Origin of the sequence: Microbacterium sp. LjRoot45, assembly GCF_964253325.1 — a bacterium.
Taxonomy (GTDB): domain Bacteria; phylum Actinomycetota; class Actinomycetes; order Actinomycetales; family Microbacteriaceae; genus Microbacterium.
Window position 1 is genome coordinate 463,146 of record NZ_CAXUQM020000001.1, and the last position, 18,870, is coordinate 482,015.

The 18,870-nt window shown below is 70.4% G+C and carries 12 protein-coding genes; 10 read left to right on the forward strand and 2 right to left on the reverse strand.

The features are described 5' to 3' along the window. The first annotated feature begins 160 nt into the window (after positions 1-160). The 3 genes from ACSQ18_RS02025 to ACSQ18_RS02035 are packed head-to-tail and all read left to right on the forward strand — an operon-like array spanning position 161 to position 3,117. Entirely contained in the window at positions 161-916 is a 756-nt protein-coding gene (locus ACSQ18_RS02025) for a LamB/YcsF family protein (RefSeq protein WP_436035385.1), read from the forward strand. Continuing rightward, positions 910-2,484: a 5-oxoprolinase/urea amidolyase family protein gene (locus ACSQ18_RS02030; protein ID WP_436035386.1), complete on the forward strand. Its 1,575-nt coding sequence runs from the start codon at positions 910-912 to the stop codon at positions 2,482-2,484. Before ACSQ18_RS02025 ends, ACSQ18_RS02030 begins: the two co-directional genes overlap by 7 nt. A gap of 45 nt (positions 2,485-2,529) precedes the next feature. Then, positions 2,530-3,117, forward strand: coding sequence for a hypothetical protein (locus ACSQ18_RS02035; protein WP_436035387.1), 588 nt, complete (start codon positions 2,530-2,532; stop codon positions 3,115-3,117). Between the two features lie 43 nt (positions 3,118-3,160). Here ACSQ18_RS02035 and ACSQ18_RS02040 read toward each other — a convergent pair whose 3' ends face one another. After that, a complete protein-coding gene (locus ACSQ18_RS02040; RefSeq protein ID WP_436035388.1) occupies positions 3,161-5,785 on the reverse strand; it encodes a DUF4062 domain-containing protein in 2,625 nt (874 codons plus the stop codon). 273 nt (positions 5,786-6,058) lie between these two features. On the opposite strand from ACSQ18_RS02040, the gene rpoB reads away from it, so the two are divergent. From rpoB to ACSQ18_RS02055, 3 genes are all read left to right on the forward strand, one after another. After that, positions 6,059-9,559: a DNA-directed RNA polymerase subunit beta gene (rpoB, locus tag ACSQ18_RS02045; protein ID WP_436035389.1), complete on the forward strand. Its 3,501-nt coding sequence runs from the start codon at positions 6,059-6,061 to the stop codon at positions 9,557-9,559. Between the two features lie 41 nt (positions 9,560-9,600). Next, complete coding sequence (gene rpoC, locus ACSQ18_RS02050; protein WP_144807084.1) at positions 9,601-13,476, forward strand: DNA-directed RNA polymerase subunit beta'; 3,876 nt, start codon at positions 9,601-9,603, stop codon at positions 13,474-13,476. A 214-nt stretch (positions 13,477-13,690) separates the two neighbouring features. After that, positions 13,691-14,302: a hypothetical protein gene (locus ACSQ18_RS02055; RefSeq protein WP_436035390.1), complete on the forward strand. Its 612-nt coding sequence runs from the start codon at positions 13,691-13,693 to the stop codon at positions 14,300-14,302. 3 nt (positions 14,303-14,305) lie between these two features. Here the strand turns inward: ACSQ18_RS02055 and ACSQ18_RS02060 are convergent, their stop codons facing one another. Further along, a complete protein-coding gene (locus tag ACSQ18_RS02060; RefSeq protein ID WP_436035391.1) occupies positions 14,306-14,947 on the reverse strand; it encodes a hypothetical protein in 642 nt (213 codons plus the stop codon). A gap of 134 nt (positions 14,948-15,081) precedes the next feature. Here ACSQ18_RS02060 and ACSQ18_RS02065 point away from each other — a divergent pair, with 134 nt between their 5' ends. The 4 genes from ACSQ18_RS02065 (at position 15,082) to ACSQ18_RS02080 (ending at position 18,842) form a co-directional block, all read left to right on the forward strand. After that, positions 15,082-16,017 (forward strand): ABC transporter, encoded by a 936-nt coding sequence (locus tag ACSQ18_RS02065; RefSeq protein ID WP_436035392.1) that lies wholly within the window; start codon positions 15,082-15,084, stop codon positions 16,015-16,017. Positions 16,018-16,072: 55 nt separating this feature from the next. Further along, positions 16,073-16,528, forward strand: a complete 456-nt coding sequence (locus ACSQ18_RS02070; protein ID WP_436035393.1) for a hypothetical protein — start codon at positions 16,073-16,075, stop codon at positions 16,526-16,528. A 78-nt stretch (positions 16,529-16,606) separates the two neighbouring features. Further along, entirely contained in the window at positions 16,607-17,272 is a 666-nt protein-coding gene (locus ACSQ18_RS02075) for a spermidine/putrescine ABC transporter substrate-binding protein (RefSeq protein ID WP_144807088.1), read from the forward strand. A gap of 10 nt (positions 17,273-17,282) precedes the next feature. Next, entirely contained in the window at positions 17,283-18,842 is a 1,560-nt protein-coding gene (locus ACSQ18_RS02080) for a DUF5684 domain-containing protein (RefSeq protein WP_436035394.1), read from the forward strand. The last annotated feature ends 28 nt before the right edge of the window (positions 18,843-18,870 follow it).

Here is an 18,870-nt window from a genome sequence, read left to right on the forward strand (position 1 = left end):
TAACGCGCCCCGCCGTCACACGCCCGCGCCCCCGGCCGCGGCGGTGCGTGTGGCTAACTCCTCCAAAGTGTGCGCAATTCGGCCCCGTACCCCCGATCGCCCGGGCCAGGACGTCGGATCGAAGGAGTTGCCCACGTCGCCGCGCCGGTACCGTGGCCTCATGGCGGTGATCGACCTCAACGCAGACCTCGGTGAGACCGTCGACGGCCGCCCCACGGCCGACGACGCGGCCATGTTCGCCGTCATCTCGAGCGCGTCCATCGCGTGCGGCGGCCACGCCGGCGACACCGCGTCCATGCGGGAAGCGGTGGATCGGGCCGGGCGCAGCGGTGTCGCCGTCGGGGCGCACCCCTCCTACGTCGACCGCGCCGGCTTCGGCCGCGTCGCCCAGCGCATCGAGCCCGCGACGCTCCGCGCGCAGGTGGCCGCGCAGCTCGACGCGCTTCGGGAGTGCGGCGGAGACATCCGCTACGTCAAGCCGCACGGCGCGCTCTATCACGCGGTCTCGGCCGACGCCGGCGCGGCCCGTGCGGTCACGGGCGCCGTGGCCGATCTGTCCGAGCGGCTCGGCCGCGCGGTGCCGATGCTGGGGATGGACGGCGAGATCGTCCGTGCCGCAGCGGATGCCGGTCTCCCGTTCGTGTACGAAGCGTTCCTCGACCGCGGCTACCTGCCCGACGGCCGCCTCGTGCCCCGCACCGACCCGGGTGCGCTGCTCCACGACCCCGCCCTCGTCGCCGATCGCGCGCTCCGCCTCGCTCGGGAGGGCACCGTCGTGGCGGTGGACGGCACGCTCGTGCGCACCCCGGCCGTCTCGCTCTGCCTCCACGGGGACTCGCCGGGCGCCGTCGCGATGGCCCGGTCGGTGCGCGCGGCGCTGGATGCCGCCGGCGTCGAGGTGCACGCCCCGTGGTGACGCCCACGCTGCGCGCTTTCGGCGAGGCGGCGGTGCTGGCCGAAGTGGGGTCGCTCGAGGCCGTGCTCGACCTGCACCGGCGGCTGACGGCATCCCGGCCGCCCGGTGTCGTCGACGTCGTCCCGGCGGCGCGCACCGTGCTCGTCCGCGTCGATCCGCGGGTGCTGACGGCGGGCGCGGCCCGCGCGTGGATCGCGGCCGCGGCCGAGGCCGAGCGCGGGACGGATGCCGAGGCGCCGCCGCTCGAGGTGGAGGTGCCGATCCGTTACGACGGGGCCGACCTCGCAGACGTCGCTGCCGCGATCGGACTCTCTCCGGAGCAGGTCGTCGCCCGCCACGCGGATGCCGTGTGGACCGTCGCCTTCACGGGGTTCGCTCCGGGATTCGGGTACCTGGTGAGCGAGGACTGGCCCTTCGACGTGCCGCGCCTGGCGACGCCGCGCACGCGGGTTCCCGCGGGCGCGGTCGGTCTCGCCGGGGAGTTCTCGGGCACGTACCCGCGGGAGACGCCGGGCGGCTGGCAGCTGATCGGCACGACGCCGGCCACGCTGTTCGACCCGGATGCCGCGCAGCCCGCGCTCCTGTCGCCGGGCGCGCGCGTGCGGTTCCGGCAGGAGCGCGAGCAGCTCTCGACGGCGGGGTCCGCCGCGCCGCAGCCCGCGGTGGCCCTGCGGCCCTCGTCGCCGACGAGCCCCAGCGCGGCGACGCCGGCCGTGCGCATCGTCGAGCCGGGGCTGCGGGCGACGGTGCAGGACCAGGGCCGTCCCGGACACGCGTCGGAGGGGGTGTCCCCGTCGGGCGCCGCCGACCGGGCAGCTCTTCGCACCGCGCTGCGGCTCGTCGGCACGGACGAGGGCGCGGCGGGGATCGAGGTCACGATGGGCGGCCTCCGAGTGGTGGCGCTCGTCGACCTCTGGTTTGCCGTCGCGGGCGCGTGGGGACCGATCCGGGTCGACGGTAGCGACGTCGACCCCTACACGGCGCAGCGCTGGCCGGCCGGTGCGGAGCTCCACGTCGACCTCTTCGCCCGCGGGGTGCGCGCCTACGTGGCGATCCGCGGGGGACTGGAGGCGCCGCGCGCCGTGGGCTCACGGTCGACCGACACGCTCGCGGGCCTCGGTCCCGCGCCGCTCCGAGCCGGTGACGAACTGGCGCTGGCGACGGATGCCGTGGCCCCCGTCCCGCCCGCCGACGTCCTGCCGTGGGGACCGCCGGACGATGACGTGATCGAACTCGAGGTCGCACCGGGGCCGCGCGCGGACTGGTTCGACGAGGCGTCGCGGACCGCGCTGTTCACGACCGTCTGGGCGGTGTCGGGCGACGCCGATCGTGTCGGCATCCGTCTGGACGGTCCGGTCCTGCAGCGGACGCGGCCGGGGGAGCTGCCGAGCGAGGGGATGCTCCCGGGTGCCATCCAGGTGCCGCCGTCGGGCCTGCCGGTGATCCTCGGGCCGGACGGTCCGGTGACGGGCGGATACCCCGTCGTGGCGGTCGTGACCGACGCGACGCGCGACCGGCTCGCCCAGGCTCGCCCGGGCACGCGGGTGCGATTCCGTCACGCGCGGTGACGCCGGGGGTGGGCGCAGCCACAGCGGACTCATAGAGTGGAGGGCATGTCGCGTCTGTCTCCCCTCGCCCTTCCGTTCGCCGCTGTCACGATCGCGGCCTCGCTCGCCCTCGCGGGGTGCACGTCGCCGGGCACGAACGGGCCGGCCGAACCCACGCCCGTCTCGTCGGCACCCGCCGTCGAACCCGCCGACGGCGACACGATCAGCGGTACGGGATACAGCTTCGCCGTGCCCGAGGGCTGGGGCGACCCGGGGCCCATCGAGGGGTTCGACGCCGACAGCCTCGCCGCCGACCTCGACGACGCCGACGGCTTCGCGGACAACGTCAACGTGATCCTGTCCCCGGCGGGCAAGGTCGAGCTCGACCAGGTGGAGAGCGCCGGTCCCGGCGAACTCGAGGGCGGCGGCGCGACCGACGTCAGCGTGGAGCCGCGCGTCACGGTGGCGGGTGAGGAGGCTGCGCACATCTCCGCGAACCTGGCGTCGGGCGACACGTCCTACCTGATCGAGCAGTTCTACCTGAACAGCGACGACCAGACGTACATCGTCACCTTCTCCTTCAGCCCCGACGTCGCCGACGTCGATCGCCAGGCCGTGACGGATGCCGTACTGGCATCCTGGGCCTGGAGCTGACACCGGGCCGTCCGGTTCGTCTGCGCGCCGCGGCGGCGCGTCGTCACCAATGCGCGAGCGCGTTCTCAGCCTCGGCGGCCTGGTCGGCGGGCAGTGCTCGTGAGACGGCCTCGGCAATGGTGAGCGTGCGTCCGTGCTCTTCGCCACGGGCGACCCGATCGGGATGCCGGGCGCGCACCTCGTCGAGCGACAAGGCGTGCACGGTGAATGCTTCGACGTCGAAGACGCCCACGCGATGACGGATCGCCGCGGCCGCGGCGGACAGCTCCCCCGCCCTTTCGGCGTCGTCCCGCGCGGCGGCGACGGCGCACAGTCCTTCCAGTCCATACGCGACCCCCTCCTCGTGGTGGAGACGGACCGACTGGGCGAGCGTCGTCACGAACACCTCCTCCGCCTCGTCGATCGCGCCGCGGACGATCAGCAGGCGGCCGCGCTGATTGCCCGCGATCGACAGCGTGAACCGGTCGCCATGGGTCTGGGCGATCTCGGAGGCCCGCTCGAGATGAGCGAGTGCGTCGTCGATGGAGCCGCGCAGCCACGCCACCCTGCCCAGTGAGACACGCGTGATCGCTTCCGCCCACGAGTTGCCCACCCGCTCCAGCCGGTCGACGGCGTCGCGCAGCTCTCGCTCCGCGAGATCGATGTCGGGGTCGGGAAGCTGCACGCGGGCCGTCGCCCTCGCGGCGAACGCCATCGCGGAGGCGTCTTCGTCGCCGCTCTCGGCGAACAGTCGCGCCACCTCACCGAGCCCTGCCACCACCTCCTGAGCGGGTCGTTGCCACAGCTCGCCCCAGAGGGCGAAGAACCACGCCGCCGCCCGCGAGCGCTGTGCGATCGGTTCGTCCCGCCCGAGCAGCTCCAGCATCCACACGCGCACTCCGCCGAAGAGGCCCATGATCCACCAGTAGATGAGCATGCGCCACGCGAAATCGGCCGCGTCGTCCAGCCTGCCCGTGTACACGAGGTGACGAATGGCGGCCCGGAGGTTGGCCAGCTGGAGACCCAGCTCGGGAAGCGCCGCCGCCTGCCCCGTGCCGCGGAGCTCCGGGGCGAGGCGTTCGACCAAGCGGTGGTAATAGTCGGCGTGCGCGGCACGCATCCGGTCGGCTTCGCCCCGTTCCTTCAACCGTCCCATCGCGTACTCCCGGACGATCGCCAGCAGCGAGAGCACCCCGCGGCCGTCGATGTGGGCTTGCTTCACGAGCGACGCGTCCACGAGCGCGGCGAGGCCGTCGAGGATCTCGCCCTCCCAAGTCCGTCCCTCGCCGAGAGCCTCCACGGCATCCACGGTGAACCGCTCGGCGAAGACACCGAGGTCTTCCAGCATCGCCCGCTGCGGCGGCGTGAGGAGACTCACGCTCCACTCCAGGGTGGCGCGCATGGTCCGGTGCCGCTCGGGCAGGTCGCGTACGGCCGCGGTGAGGAGCGGCAGGCTCCGTCCGAGCCGCTCCGCGATCGACTGAGGTGTCAGCATCCTCGCTTTCGCGGCGGCGAGCTCGATGGCCAGGGGCAGCCCTTCCAGTCGTCGGCAGATGTCCATGACGGCACCCGCGTTCTCCGCCGTGAGCGCGAATCCGGGGCTGGCGGCGGTTGCGCGATCGACGAACAGGGCGCACGCCGAGGACTGGGCGGCACGGTCGAGCGTCGCGGGTGCGCCGTCGGCGGGTGCCACGAGGGCGGGCACCTCGTAGACGCGCTCGCCGCGGATGCGCAGCACGATGCGGCTCGTGACGAGGAAGCTCGCCAGCGGCGCGACGGTGAACAGGCGCACCAGCACGGGCGCGGCCTCGACCACCTGCTCGAAGTTGTCGAGCACGAGCAGGACGCGGCGCCCCGCGAGCGCGAGCGAGAGGCGCTCCTCGAGCGCGGCTTCGCCGTTGTCGCGGATGCCGAGGGCGTACGCAATCGTCGGCAGCAGCAGCCCCGGCTCCAGCACGTTCTCGAGAGCGACGAAGTAGGTGCCGTCGGGGAACAGGTCTGCCGCGGCGAGGGCGGTCTCGATCGCCAGTCGGCTCTTGCCGATGCCGCCGGGGCCGATCAGGCTGACGACGCGATCCTCGCCGCGTTCGAGCAGTCGGCGCACCGCCGCGATGTCGCCCTCCCGACCGATCGTGCGGGTGTACGGGACGGGCACACGTGCCACGAGGGATGCCGAGGGCGTCGGGGTGTCCGCCTCCCGCGCCCGTGACTGGTCGAACCGCTCCGCCAGAATGGTCGCGAGATCGTTCGCGATCCTGGCGCCGAGCGCCTCGGGGGTGTCGAACGACAGGTAGGCGGCGGTGTCGTCGGAACGGATGCGGTCGATCAGTTCCTCCAGCCGCGGTTCGCGGACGACGTCACTCTTGAGATAGATGAGTTTCGGCATGTCGGGCGGGGCGAGCCGGTACTCGTCCTCCAGCCCGGAGATGTCCTCGCCGGGAGCGACCCATCCGTAGCTCGCGCCGTAGATCCCGACGAAGACGTCGCTCTGGGCGAGGTAGGAGCGGTAGAGCGCGCGGGGTGGATGCGGCCTCGCGCCCAGTTCGAACATGACGGGCGCGAGGCGCAGCCCTTCGATGGCCGCACGGGCTGCGCGACGCTCCTCGGCGAGCTCGCGCAGGGTGGAACTGACGAAGACCCGGATCCGCTGGTCGGGGGTGCGGATGACGGGTTCGGTGACCCCGATCATGACGACATCATGGCGCGGCGGGGCCATTGCCACCACCGTTCGCGCGGTTATACCGCAGCGCACGCACTCGGTCAAGAATCCGACTGGACATGGCGCGTCGCGCGGCCTATAGTGGGTAGTTGCGCTCCCAATCCCCATGCCCTCATATGGTGGTCGGCTTGTGCCTGCAGCCCCGTCGCTTCGCGATGGCGCGTGTTGCAGGCTTGGAACGGGATGCGTTTCACCTGACGACAAGGAAAACCCGCCCTACCCGGGCTCACGGAGGTAATCCCCTTGGCTGCTGCGCGCAACGCAACCAATTCCACCACCACCACGAAGAACGGTCGCGGAGCATCCCGCCTCTCGTTCGCCAAGATCTCCGACACGCTGACGGTCCCCGACCTTCTCGCGCTGCAGACGGAGTCGTTCGACTGGCTCGTCGGTAACGAGGCATGGAAGGCCCGCGTCGCCGACGCTCAGGCCGCCGGCCGCACCGACGTCCCCAGCACGAGCGGTCTCGAGGAGATCTTCGAGGAGATCTCGCCGATCGAGGACCTCGGCGAGACGATGCAGCTCTCGTTCACGAACCCGTACCTCGAGCCCGAGAAGTACTCGATCGAGGAGTGCAAGGAGCGCGGCAAGACGTACGCCGCCCCGCTGTACGTCGAGGCCGAGTTCATGAACCACCTCACGGGTGAGATCAAGACCCAGACGGTCTTCATGGGCGACTTCCCGCTCCAGACCGGCAAGGGCACCTTCATCATCAACGGCACCGAGCGTGTCGTCGTGTCGCAGCTCGTGCGTTCGCCCGGTGTCTACTTCGACAAGACGCCCGACAAGACGAGCGACAAGGACATCGTCTCGGCGCGCGTCATCCCGAGCCGCGGTGCGTGGCTCGAGTTCGAGATCGACAAGCGTGACCAGGTCGGCGTGCGCATCGACCGTAAGCGCAAGCAGTCCGTCACCGTCTTCCTCAAGGCGCTGGGCCTGTCCAGCGAGGACATCCTCAACGAGTTCGCCGGCTACGAGTCGATCGAGGACACCCTCAGCAAGGACACGATCCTCACCAAGGAGGACGCGCTCCGCGACATCTACCGCAAGCTCCGTCCGGGCGAGCAGGTCGCCGCCGAGGCCGCCCGCGCGCTCCTGGACAACTTCTACTTCAACCCGAAGCGCTACGACCTGGCGAAGGTGGGTCGCTACAAGATCAACCAGAAGCTCGGTCTCGACGCCGCGCCCACCGACTCGGTGCTCACCGTCGCCGACATCGTCGCGACGATCAAGTACCTCGTGGCCCTGCACCGCGGCGACGCGACGCTCCCGGGCATCCGCGACGGCAAGCCGGCCGAGATCCGTCTCGACGTCGACGACATCGACAACTTCGGCAACCGTCGCATCCGCGCCGTCGGCGAGCTCATCCAGAACCAGGTCCGCACGGGTCTGTCCCGCATGGAGCGCGTCGTCCGCGAGCGCATGACCACGCAGGACATCGAGGCCATCACGCCGCAGACCCTGATCAACGTGCGCCCCGTCGTCGCCGCGATCAAGGAGTTCTTCGGAACGTCGCAGCTCTCGCAGTTCATGGACCAGAACAACCCGCTCGCGGGTCTGACCCACAAGCGTCGCCTGTCGGCGCTGGGTCCCGGTGGTCTGTCGCGCGAGCGTGCCGGCGTCGAGGTCCGTGACGTCCACCCGTCGCACTACGGCCGCATGTGCCCGATCGAGACGCCGGAAGGCCCGAACATCGGTCTGATCGGCTCGCTCGCGTCGTTCGCGCGCATCAACGCGTTCGGCTTCATCGAGACGCCCTACCGTCGCGTCGTCGACGGCAAGGTCACCAACGAGATCGACTACCTGACCGCCTCGCAGGAGAGCGACTACATCGTCGCGCAGGCCGGTGTCGAGCTGAAGGCCGACGGATCGTTCGCCAACGACCGCGTCCTCGCCCGTCGCGGCCAGGGTGGCGAGGTCGACCTCTTCCACGCCGAGGAGATCGGCTACATGGACGTCTCGCCGCGCCAGATGGTGTCGGTGGCGACCTCGCTCATCCCCTTCCTCGAGCACGACGACGCGAACCGCGCCCTCATGGGTGCGAACATGCAGCGTCAGGCCGTGCCGCTGCTGCGCAGCGACTCGCCCGTCGTCGGCACCGGTATGGAGGGCTACGCAGCCGTCGACGCCGGTGACGTGCTCACCGCGCAGAAGGCCGGTGTCGTCGCCGAGGTCTCGGCCGACGTCGTGACCGTGCAGCTCGACGAGGGCGGCACGCAGGACTACTTCCTGCGCAAGTTCGACCGCTCCAACCAGGGCACGAGCTACAACCAGCGCGTCGTGGTCTCGGCCGGCGACCGCGTCGAGGTCGGCGAGGTCATCGCCGACGGCCCGGCGACGGAGAACGGCGAGCTCGCGCTCGGCAAGAACCTCCTCGTCGCGTTCATGACGTGGGAGGGTCACAACTTCGAAGACGCGATCATCCTCAGCCAGGACCTCGTCAAGAACGACACGCTCTCCTCGATCCACATCGAGGAGTACGAGGTCGACGCGCGTGACACGAAGCTCGGCAAGGAGGAGATCACCCGTGACCTCCCCAACGTCAGCCCCGACCTGCTGAAGGACCTCGACGAGCGCGGCATCGTCCGCATCGGCGCCGAGGTCCGTCCCGGTGACATCCTCGTCGGCAAGGTCACGCCCAAGGGCGAGACCGAGCTCAGCGCCGAGGAGCGCCTGCTCCGTGCGATCTTCAACGAGAAGAGCCGCGAGGTGCGCGACACGTCGCTCAAGGTTCCCCACGGTGAGCAGGGCACGATCATCGCCGTCAAGGAGTTCAACGCCGAGGACGGCGATGACGAGCTCGGCTCGGGCGTCAACCGCCGCGTCGTGGTCTACATTGCCCAGAAGCGCAAGATCACCGAGGGTGACAAGCTCGCCGGCCGCCACGGCAACAAGGGCGTCATCGCGAAGATCCTGCCCGTCGAGGACATGCCGTTCCTCGCCGACGGCACGCCGGTCGACGTGGTCCTGAACCCGCTCGGCATCCCTGGCCGCATGAACTTCGGCCAGGTGCTGGAACTGCACCTCGGCTGGATCGCCATGCAGGGCTGGAAGGTCGAGGGCACCCCGGAGTGGGCCGCGCACCTGCCGAAGGAGGCCTTCGAGGCCCCTGCCGGCACCAAGGTCGCCACGCCTGTGTTCGACGGTGCCCACGAGGCGGAGATCGCCGGTCTGCTCGACTCGACGAACCTCAACCGCGACGGCCAGCGTCTCATCGGCAGCTCGGGCAAGACCCAGCTGTTCGACGGTCGCTCGGGCGAGCCGTTCCCGGCTCCCATCTCGGTCGGCTACATGTACATCCTGAAGCTGCACCACCTCGTCGACGACAAGATCCACGCCCGCTCGACCGGCCCGTACTCGATGATCACCCAGCAGCCGCTCGGTGGTAAGGCGCAGTTCGGCGGTCAGCGCTTCGGTGAGATGGAGGTGTGGGCCCTCGAGGCCTACGGTGCCGCGTACGCGCTGCAGGAGCTCCTGACGATCAAGTCCGACGACATCGTCGGCCGCGTCAAGGTCTACGAGGCGATCGTCAAGGGCGAGAACATCCAGGAGCCCGGCATCCCCGAGTCCTTCAAGGTGCTCATGAAGGAGATGCAGTCGCTGTGCCTGAACGTCGAGGTCCTCTCGGCCGACGGCACGGAGGTCAACCTCCGCGACACCGATGACGAGGCCTTCCGCGCCGCCGAAGAGCTCGGCATCAACATCTCCAGCCGTTTCGAGTCCTCGTCGATCGACGAGATCTGACCCGGCCAGGCAACGAACAGAATTCCGACACAGGAGAATCAGTGCTCGAGTCACACACCTTCGACCAGCTTCGTATTGGCCTGGCCACCGCCGACGACATCCGTCGGTGGTCCTACGGCGAGGTCAAGAAGCCCGAAACCATCAACTACCGCACGCTGAAGCCGGAGAAGGACGGTCTCTTCGGAGAGCAGATCTTCGGACCTTCCCGCGACTGGGAGTGCGCCTGCGGCAAGTACAAGCGCGTCCGCTTCAAGGGCATCGTCTGCGAGCGCTGCGGCGTGGAGGTCACCAAGTCCTCCGTTCGTCGTGAGCGCATGGGCCACATCGAGCTCGCCGCACCCGTCACCCACATCTGGTACTTCAAGGGCGTGCCCTCGCGCCTGGGCTACCTGCTCGACATGGCGCCGAAGGACCTCGAGAAGGTCATCTACTTCGCCGCCTACATGGTGATCTCGGTCGACGAGGACGCGCGTCATCGCGACCTCCCGACGCACGAGTCCAACCTGCGCCTCGAGATCAAGAACCTCGGCGACCGCCGCGATGCCCGTGTGGCCGCGCGTCTGGCCAAGCTGGAGGAGGAGCTCGCCGCGCTCGAGGAGGAAGGCGCCAAGGCCGACCAGAAGAAGAAGGTCAAGGACGCCGCCGAGAAGGACATGGCCGGCATCCGCAAGAGCTCGGACGAGCAGATCGCCAAGCTCGAGCGCATGTGGGAGGAGTTCCGCACGCTCGAGGTGGGTCAGCTCAAGCAGGAGGACGACGTCTTCCACGAGCTCCAGGACCGCTTCGGTCAGTACTTCGAGGCCTACATGGGCGCGGAGTCGATCCAGCGTCGCCTGCAGGCCTTCGATCTGGCCGCCGAGGCGGAGAGCCTGCACCTGCAGATCTCCGAGGGCAAGGGCCAGCGCAAGATCCGCGCGATCAAGCGCCTCAAGGTCGTCAACTCGTTCCTCTCGACCGGCATGTCGCCGGCCGCGATGGTGCTCGACGTCGTCCCGGTGATCCCGCCGGAGCTGCGCCCGATGGTGCAGCTCGACGGTGGCCGCTTCGCGACCTCCGACCTGAACGACCTGTACCGCCGCGTGATCAACCGCAACAACCGTCTCCGTCGCCTGATCGACCTCGGCGCGCCCGAGATCATCGTCAACAACGAGAAGCGGATGCTGCAGGAGGCCGTCGACGCGCTGTTCGACAACGGTCGCCGCGGTCGCCCCGTCACCGGTACCGGCAACCGTGCGCTCAAGTCGCTGTCCGACATGCTTAAGGGCAAGCAGGGACGTTTCCGTCAGAACCTGCTCGGCAAGCGCGTCGACTACTCGGGTCGTTCGGTCATCATCGTCGGCCCGCAGCTCAAGCTCCACCAGTGCGGTCTGCCCAAGCAGATGGCTCTCGAGCTGTTCAAGCCGTTCGTGATCAAGCGCCTCATCGACCTGGGTCACTCGCAGAACATCAAGGCCGCCAAGCGCGCCGTGGAGCGCACGCGTCCCGAGGTGTGGGACGTGCTCGAGGAGATCATCCGCGAGCGCCCCGTGCTGCTGAACCGTGCGCCCACGCTGCACCGTCTCGGCATCCAGGCGTTCGAGCCTCAGCTCGTCGAGGGCAAGGCGATCCAGCTGCACCCGCTCGTCTGCGCGGCGTTCAACGCCGACTTCGACGGTGACCAGATGGCCGTCCACCTGCCGCTGTCGGTCGAGGCCCAGGCCGAGGCCCGCGTGCTCATGCTCGCGTCGAACAACATCCTCAAGCCGTCCGACGGCCGTCCGGTCACCCTGCCTTCGCAGGACATGATTATCGGTCTGCACCACCTGACCACGGTCATCGAGGGTGCCGCCGGCGAGGGTCGCGTGTTCGGCTCGGTGGGCGAGGCGATCCTGGCCAAGGACGAGGGCACCCTCGACCTGCAGGCCAAGGTCCGCATCCGCATCCCCGGCCTGACGTTCCTCGAGGGCGAAGCGCCCGAGGGCTACGAGCGCCACGGTCTGGTCGACGCCTCGCTCGGACAGGCGATCTTCAACGACACGCTCCCCAAGGGCTACCCGTTCGTGCGGAGCCAGGCCGACAAGGGCAAGCTGTCGCAGATCGTCAACAAGCTGGCCGAGGAGTACCCGAAGGTCGAGGTCGCCGCTTCGCTCGACCGCATCAAGGACGCCGGCTTCCACTGGGCTACCCGCTCGGGTGTCACCGTGGCCCTGTCGGACATCCTGACGCCGCCGAACAAGGGCGAGATCGTCGCGGGCTACGAGAAGCAGGCCGCGAAGGTCCAGGCGCAGTTCGAGAAGGGTCTCACGACCGACGCCGAGCGTCGTCAGGAGCTCATCAAGATCTGGACCGAGGCGACCGACGCCGTCCAGAAGGCGATGCGCGACAACTTCCCGGCCGAGAACACCATCAACCGCATGGTGAGCTCGGGAGCGCGTGGTAACTGGCTGCAGATCCGCAACATCGCGGGTATGCGAGGCCTGGTGAACAACCCCAAGGGTGAGATCATCCCCCGTCCGATCATCTCCTCGTACCGCGAGGGTCTGTCGGTGGCGGAGTACTTCATCGCGACGCACGGTGCCCGTAAGGGTCTGGCCGACACGGCCCTCCGTACGGCCGACTCGGGTTACCTCACGCGTCGTCTCGTCGACGTGTCGCAGGATGTCATCATCCGCGAGGACGACTGCGGCACCTCCAAGGGCCTCGAGTTCACGATCGCCGCTCCCGGCACCGACGGCACGCTCGTGCGTGACGCCAACGTCGAGAACTCGGTGTTCGCCCGTACCCTCGCCGCCGACGTGGTCGACGCCAAGGGTGCCGTGCTGGCCGAGGCCGGCGACGACGTGGGCGACGTGCTCATCGACAAGCTCGTCGAGGGCGGCATCGAGACCATCAAGGTGCGCTCGGTGCTCACCTGTGACTCGGCCGTCGGCGTCTGCGCGAAGTGCTACGGCCGTTCGCTGGCCACCGGCAAGCTCGTCGACATCGGTGAGGCCGTCGGTATCATCGCGGCCCAGTCGATCGGTGAGCCCGGCACGCAGCTGACGATGCGTACCTTCCACACGGGTGGTTCGGCCTCCGCCGACGACATCACCCAGGGTCTGCCGCGTGTCCAGGAGCTGTTCGAGGCCCGTACCCCGAAGGGTGCGTCCCCGATCGCCGAGGCCGACGGTGTCGTGAAGATCGACGAGACCGACAAGGCCAAGAAGGTCATCCTGACGCCCGACAACGGCGACGAGCCGCACGTCTACCCGGTCCTGAAGCGCGCGACGCTTCTGGTCGAGGACGGTCAGCGCGTCACGGTCGGTCAGCCGATCCTCGTCGGAACGCTCGACCCCAAGGAGGTCATGCGCGTGCAGGGTGCCCGCGAGGTGCAGAAGTACCTCGTCGGCGGCGTGCAGGGCGTGTACCGCTCGCAGGGTGTGCCGATCCACGACAAGCACATCGAGGTCATCGTGCGCCAGATGCTGCGGAAGGTTACCGTGGTCGACCACGGCGAGACCAACCTGCTTCCGGGTGAGCTCGTCGACTTCAAGCGCTACCAGCAGATGAACCGTGAGGCCGTGGCCGAGGGCAAGCGCCCCGCGTCGGGCCGCCCGGAGCTGATGGGTATCACGAAGGCGTCGCTCGCGACGGAGTCGTGGCTGTCGGCCGCATCGTTCCAGGAGACGACCCGCGTGCTCACGCAGGCCGCCATGGAGGGCAAGAGCGACCCGCTCGTCGGCCTCAAGGAGAACGTCATCATCGGAAAGCTCATCCCCGCCGGCACCGGCCTTGCGAAGTACCGCAATGTCGCTGTCGAGGCGACGGAGGAGGCCAAGAGCGAGCGGTACCCGAACCGCATCTTCGCCTCGGACGGCGCCTACAGCGACGCCGACCTGAGCTACGTCGATTTCGACAGCTTCTCGACCGACGACTTCACTCCCGGTACTTACAACTGATTGAGGCGAGCGGAGAACGAGCTCGCTCGTTCGACCGAGCCGATTGAGGTTGTCGAGCGACGAAGTCGCGAACATAGCTGAGTGACGCGTCACCCGTGACGGAAGCCCCGCAGGACACACGTCCTGCGGGGCTTCCGCCGTTTCCGGTGCGTGTCCTGGCCGCCGCGCGGCGGGGCGCGAAGACCGATCGGATGCCGCGACGTACCGTGGAGCCATGGCTCGAGTCGGCGGAAGGAACACGTCCCTGGCGTGGATCGTCGGTCTCGTCTGCGCGGGCGTGATCGGCGTCCTCGCCTGGACGGCGGCGCCGCTGCTTCCCGGCGCGGCGCAGTTCGTCGGCGACCAGCTGAATCCGCCGACCTCCGACCCGGCGGCCGGCGAGGCAGGTGAGGCCGGAGACGCGGCGGACGGCGACCCGAGCGAGTGCCGCGATCTGTACGCGAACGCCCTGTGGACCTCGCTCGTGTGGACTCCGGATTCGGTCCTCACGCCCTCGACCGATGCGCCTGCGTCGTCGGCCTCCGGCCTGCTCGACGCGCTCTCGCCGTCGGTGCGGTTCACGTGCGACTGGACGTCGGCGGACGGGTCGATCTCGACGACACTCGCCGATGTGCCGAAGGATGCCGGGGCGATTGCCACGACCGCGCTGCCGTCGCTCGGCTTCACGTGCGAGACGGTCGATGCCCGCACGCGCTGCACGCGCGAGGACGACGGCACGCGGGAGACGATCGAGACCGGCGGGGGCGTGTGGCTGTCCACCGTGCAGCACGACTGGCATCCCGCCAACTATGCGGCGCGCGTGGCCGAGCGGGTGTGGACCGACTGAGCGTCAGCGCGACCACAGAGCGGCGATGATCGCGCTCGTGTATCCCGCGGGGGCGAGGTTCGAGTACTGCGTGTCGACGATGATCCCGTCGCGGTAGTACAGCGTGCGGCCCTGCGTGACCGGGAGTGTGTCGTGCTCCCACGTGCGTTCGCAGCGGATGCCGCCGTCGGGCTCGTAGCACGTGTACCCGTCGTTGCCGAGGGCGAACAACGCATCGGTCGCTTCGCGGTAGGGCGAGAAGCCGATGACCGTCACGAGCCACGTGGCGGCGGCCCCGGGCTCCCCCCACGCGCAGACGCGGCTGCTGTCGGGGCGGATGCCGCCGCCCATGCCGGGCGCGTTGAGCGGCACCCCGTCGAGTTCGGCGAGCACGCTGTCGGTGAGGATCGCGCGGCAGTCGTCGGGGAGCGGCGTCGTCGAGGTGGACGGACCGAAGGGGAAGTCGGCGAGTACCGGCCCGGTCGGCGTGCTCGACGCCTCGGGCGTCGGTGCGGGCGACGACGCGGATGGCGCGGGCGCGGGCGCCGCCGTGCACGCCGTGACGGCGAGGGCCGCCATCGCCACGAGACCGCCCAGGACGGCCGCACGCGCGCCCCGCGGGTGGCGGACGGACGGGGTCGGTGTCGTCGTGGTGAGACGGAGCATTCCGACACCCTACGCATCGGAGCCGACAGTCGCCTGGCAGACACGTCGGCACGCCTTCGCGTCGTCATGGATGCCGCGGGTTACGCTCACTGTCGAGCGGTGGCGCGCGCCTCCGCGTGAGGAGCACACCGGACATGAGCGATCCCCGCAACGGCCAGCCCGCGGAGCAGACGACGCCCGCCGAAGAGCCGACCCACGTGGACGACGTCGTCGGCCGCGCCAACGAAGGGCTCGCCGAGGCCGAAGCAGCCTCCCGTGACGCTGTGACTCCCGAAGAGGCCGCCGAAGCCCACCACGACCTGTCGTACATCGAGGCCGCCGGCCCCGCGCCGGAGACCGTTCGCGAGGAGCCCGCGGTCGCCACGGCGCCGGCGGGTGCGACCGCCGCCGACGAGACCGCGGTGATCAGCCCAAGCGAGCCTGTCGCCGCCCCGGCCGAGACGGTCGTCGCTCCTGCCGCCGTCGCTCCCGCTGCCGTGGCCCCTGCCGCCGAGCCCGCTCCGCAGCCCATCTTCGTCCAGGCGCCGGAGGCGCCGCGTGCCCGCGGCAACCGCGGTGCGGCCGGTGCGATCGGTCTGCTCGCCGCGCTCGTCTTCGCCGTGCTGTACCTGGCTGCCGCGCTGGGCTTCGGAGCCGCTGCGGGCGATGTGACGGCCGGCAACGTCGCGCAGGAGCTGACCGCCGCGGTCACCTCGTGGTGGTTCTGGGTGCCCGTGGTCGTCTTCTTCCTCGGCTTCTGGCTGCTGGGTGCGATCATCAACCGCGGCCGGTGGGGCCGGTGGGTCATCCTCGGCCTCCTCGTCGGCGCCGTCTCGTACGGCGGACACATCCTCGGTCAGCTCTTCCAGGCGCCGTTCTGGACGCTGACGGCGAGCCAGGGCGCGGACATCGTCGAGGATCAGCTGCTCGCCCCGCTCGCGATCGTCGCGTTCATCCTGGGCCGCGAGATCACGATCTGGTTCGGCGCATGGGTCGCCGCGCGTGGTGCCCGGGTGACCGAGCTCAACACCGAGGCGCAGCGCGAGTACGAGCGCACTCTCGAGGCGGGCCCGCAGCTCCACCGCCTGTGAGCCCGGGGCGGCGATGACGGAGCGGGGCGGGTCCCCGGCAGGCTCGGGATCTCCCGTGCGGCCGGCTCTGGCCCTCGCGCTCACCGCCGCCGGGTTCGTCGCCCTGCTGATCGCCGGCTTCGGGATCGTCAGTCTGCTCACCGACACCGAGGTGATCGGCATCCCGGGCCTCGGCGCCGTGCCGGGTGCCGCCGCGTTCGCTGCAGCCACCGCCGCGTTCGCCGGGCTGACGTGGCTGTCGGTGCGAGTGCCGCGTCCGTCGTTCGTCTCCGTCGTGGCCGTCGTCGCGGCGGTCTTCCTGGCCTATCTCGCGGGACTGTGGGCGGGGGCGCTGGCGACGGGCACGGATGCCGGACGTGCCACGGCGGCCGTCGGCGGCTTCGTCGGGAGTCCGTTCGCCGTGATGCTCGCGGCATCCGCCGCCGTATGCGCCTGGGTCGCGGTCGCTCTCGTGCGCACGCGCGCGTCGCCGCCGCGGTGGCCGTGGGAGGACGACGACGACGCTCAGTGAGGCCTCCGAGGGCGTGCGCCGCGCGCGGAACGGGGGAAATCCCACGCCAGCGGCCGGGAACAGGGGACAATGGTGCCCGTGGAGCGGTCGATCGAGACCCAGGTCAGCCAGGCGGTCGACGCCTGGCTGAAGTGGTTGCCGCGCTGGGAGCCGGCCACCCACCGCGGGCGGGTCGCTCCGTGTCGCCGCTGCTTCGGTTCGCCCGTGCTGTCGGCGGCGGGTCTCGGGGCCGACGTGCCTCACGGGGTGCAGCACGGCCTGTCCACGCGGATCAAGACGATCGTCGACCACGCGGTCGCCGAGTACACGTCGCGCAATCTGCCGATGCTGCAGGCGGAACTGGATCAGCAGGCCGCGCGCAACCGCGCACGCAGCTACCGGCCCACCGAGGGCCTCGCGCCCGAGTTCGAGGGACTTCCGCTCGACCCCGATCCCGTTCCCGGTGCGCCGTTCCTCTTCACGATCTCGGGTCTCGCCGACGAGGAGAACGCGGACATCCCCGCGCTTCCGCCGTTGTCGGACGAGGCCAAAGCGGCGCTGCGTCAAGAGGTGGGGCTCGCCGACGACTACGCGAACATGATCGGACGCGAGGTCTGCACGGTCCTGCTGCACCACCGCCTGCGCATCCAGGCCGCTGTCGGTCAGTACGTCGAGCCGCAGATCGCGGCGATGCTGGACGAGCTCACCAAATCGCTCGACGCCCCCTTCGATCCCGGAAGCGAGCCCGGCATCCCCGACCTCTAAGGTGGAGGGCATGAGTCCGACGATCGACACCTCGCTGGCGCCCCTCGTGGGCCTGCTGGCTTTCGTGATCGGTATCGCCCTGTACGTGTGGATGGCGCTCGCGCTGTCGGCCATGTTCCGCAAGATGGGCGAGGAGGCGTGGAAGGGCTGGGTGCCGTTCCTCAATCAGGCCACGGTGCTCGCGTGGGGTGGCTTCTCCCCGTGGCTCATCCTGCTTCTGCTGGTGCCGATCGTGGGACAGCTCGCCGTGCTCGTGCTCCTGATCGTCTCCGCGCACCGCATCAATCCGGGCTTCGGCTACGGCACGAGCATGACGGTGGTCGCGGCGTTCCTCTTCATCGTGTGGGCGAGCATCCTCGGGTTCGGCCCGGCCCCGTGGCGGGGCGCGCGGCACTCGGTCGCGCCCGCCGCGCCGCTTCCCCCGGGTGTTCCGCCGGCGCCCCCGCTCCCGCCCCTCCCGTCGACGAGCGCCTCCTTCGCGGCGTCGTCGGCCGCGACCGGTGCCGGTTACCCCGTGGCGCCGCCGCTCCCGCCGGTCGGCATCCCCGCGGCGTCCGCCTCGCCGACGGGCGCGTTCTCCGCGGCGCCGTTCCCGGGGGCGCCCTCGCGCGACCCCCTTGCGGCGCAGCCGGTCGTCCCCACGTCGGGTGGGTGGGCTCCGCAGTCGTCCGCGGCGCCCGGCGCGTCCCGCGTGAGCGACGACGAACCCGACGTCGCGTCGTGGCCGTCCGAGATCGACGACGTGTCGGCCGTCTCGCCGTCGCCGTTCCCGCCGAGCGCCGCCGCACCGATCGGCGCCCGTCGCGCTTCGTCGCCGCAGCCGTCGCCCGAGCCGCTGTCGGACCCCTCCGCAGTCGCGCCGAGCGGTGAGCCGAGCTCCGCATCCGACGCCGTCCCGGCGGAGCCCGTGGCCTCCGCCGACCCCGACGGCCTCATCTCCTTCGTGCCGGGCAGGCGCTCGGCCGTTCCCGAGACGCCCGCGCCGCCCGCTCCCGTGACGCGGATGCCGGTCACGGCACCGATCGAGACGCCGCTTCCCTCCCGAGCCGACCGGGGCGACGAGTTCCCCGAGCTGTCGGGGGAGGTATCGGCGGTCGTCGGTTCGCCCGTGGCCGGCGCTCCGCTGTCGGCACGGTCGTCGGTGTCGGCCCAGCAGCGCACTCCGGAAGCCGCCGAGGTGCCGCAGCACGCGGCACCGAGCGAGGACGACGTCGACCAGACCGTCATGGTGCGGCGCAAGAAGATCACGTGGCAGCTGGTGCCGGCATCCGGTCCCGCCGTTCCGCTGACGGGAGAGGTCGTCGTGCTGGGTCGCCGCCCCGCCGCAGACCCCGCCTTCCCGCAGGCGCAGCTCGTCGCCGTGCAGGACGATGCGCGCACCGTCTCCAAGACGCACGCGCGCCTCGAACTGCGCGGGGAGAAGTGGCTCGTCACCGACCTCGGCTCGACCAACGGCGTGCTCGTGCGCACGCTCATGGGCGAGGAGGTCGAGGTGGAGCCGGGCACCGAGCTCGAACCGGGCGAACGGTTCTTCCTCGGCGACGAAGAATTCCACCTGCAGCACGATTGAGCGACCGGCGACGCCGTCGCCCACCCCC

Coding starts and splice junctions, on each gene's coding strand:
- ACSQ18_RS02065 (WP_436035392.1), top strand. CDS start 15,082: ATGAGCGATCCCCGCAACGGCCAGCCCGCGGAGCAGACGACGCCCGCC.
- ACSQ18_RS02055 (WP_436035390.1), top strand. CDS start 13,691: ATGGCTCGAGTCGGCGGAAGGAACACGTCCCTGGCGTGGATCGTCGGT.
- ACSQ18_RS02025 (WP_436035385.1), top strand. CDS start 161: ATGGCGGTGATCGACCTCAACGCAGACCTCGGTGAGACCGTCGACGGC.
- ACSQ18_RS02040 (WP_436035388.1), bottom strand. CDS start 5,785: ATGATCGGGGTCACCGAACCCGTCATCCGCACCCCCGACCAGCGGATC.
- ACSQ18_RS02080 (WP_436035394.1), top strand. CDS start 17,283: ATGAGTCCGACGATCGACACCTCGCTGGCGCCCCTCGTGGGCCTGCTG.
- ACSQ18_RS02060 (WP_436035391.1), bottom strand. CDS start 14,947: ATGCTCCGTCTCACCACGACGACACCGACCCCGTCCGTCCGCCACCCG.
- ACSQ18_RS02035 (WP_436035387.1), top strand. CDS start 2,530: ATGTCGCGTCTGTCTCCCCTCGCCCTTCCGTTCGCCGCTGTCACGATC.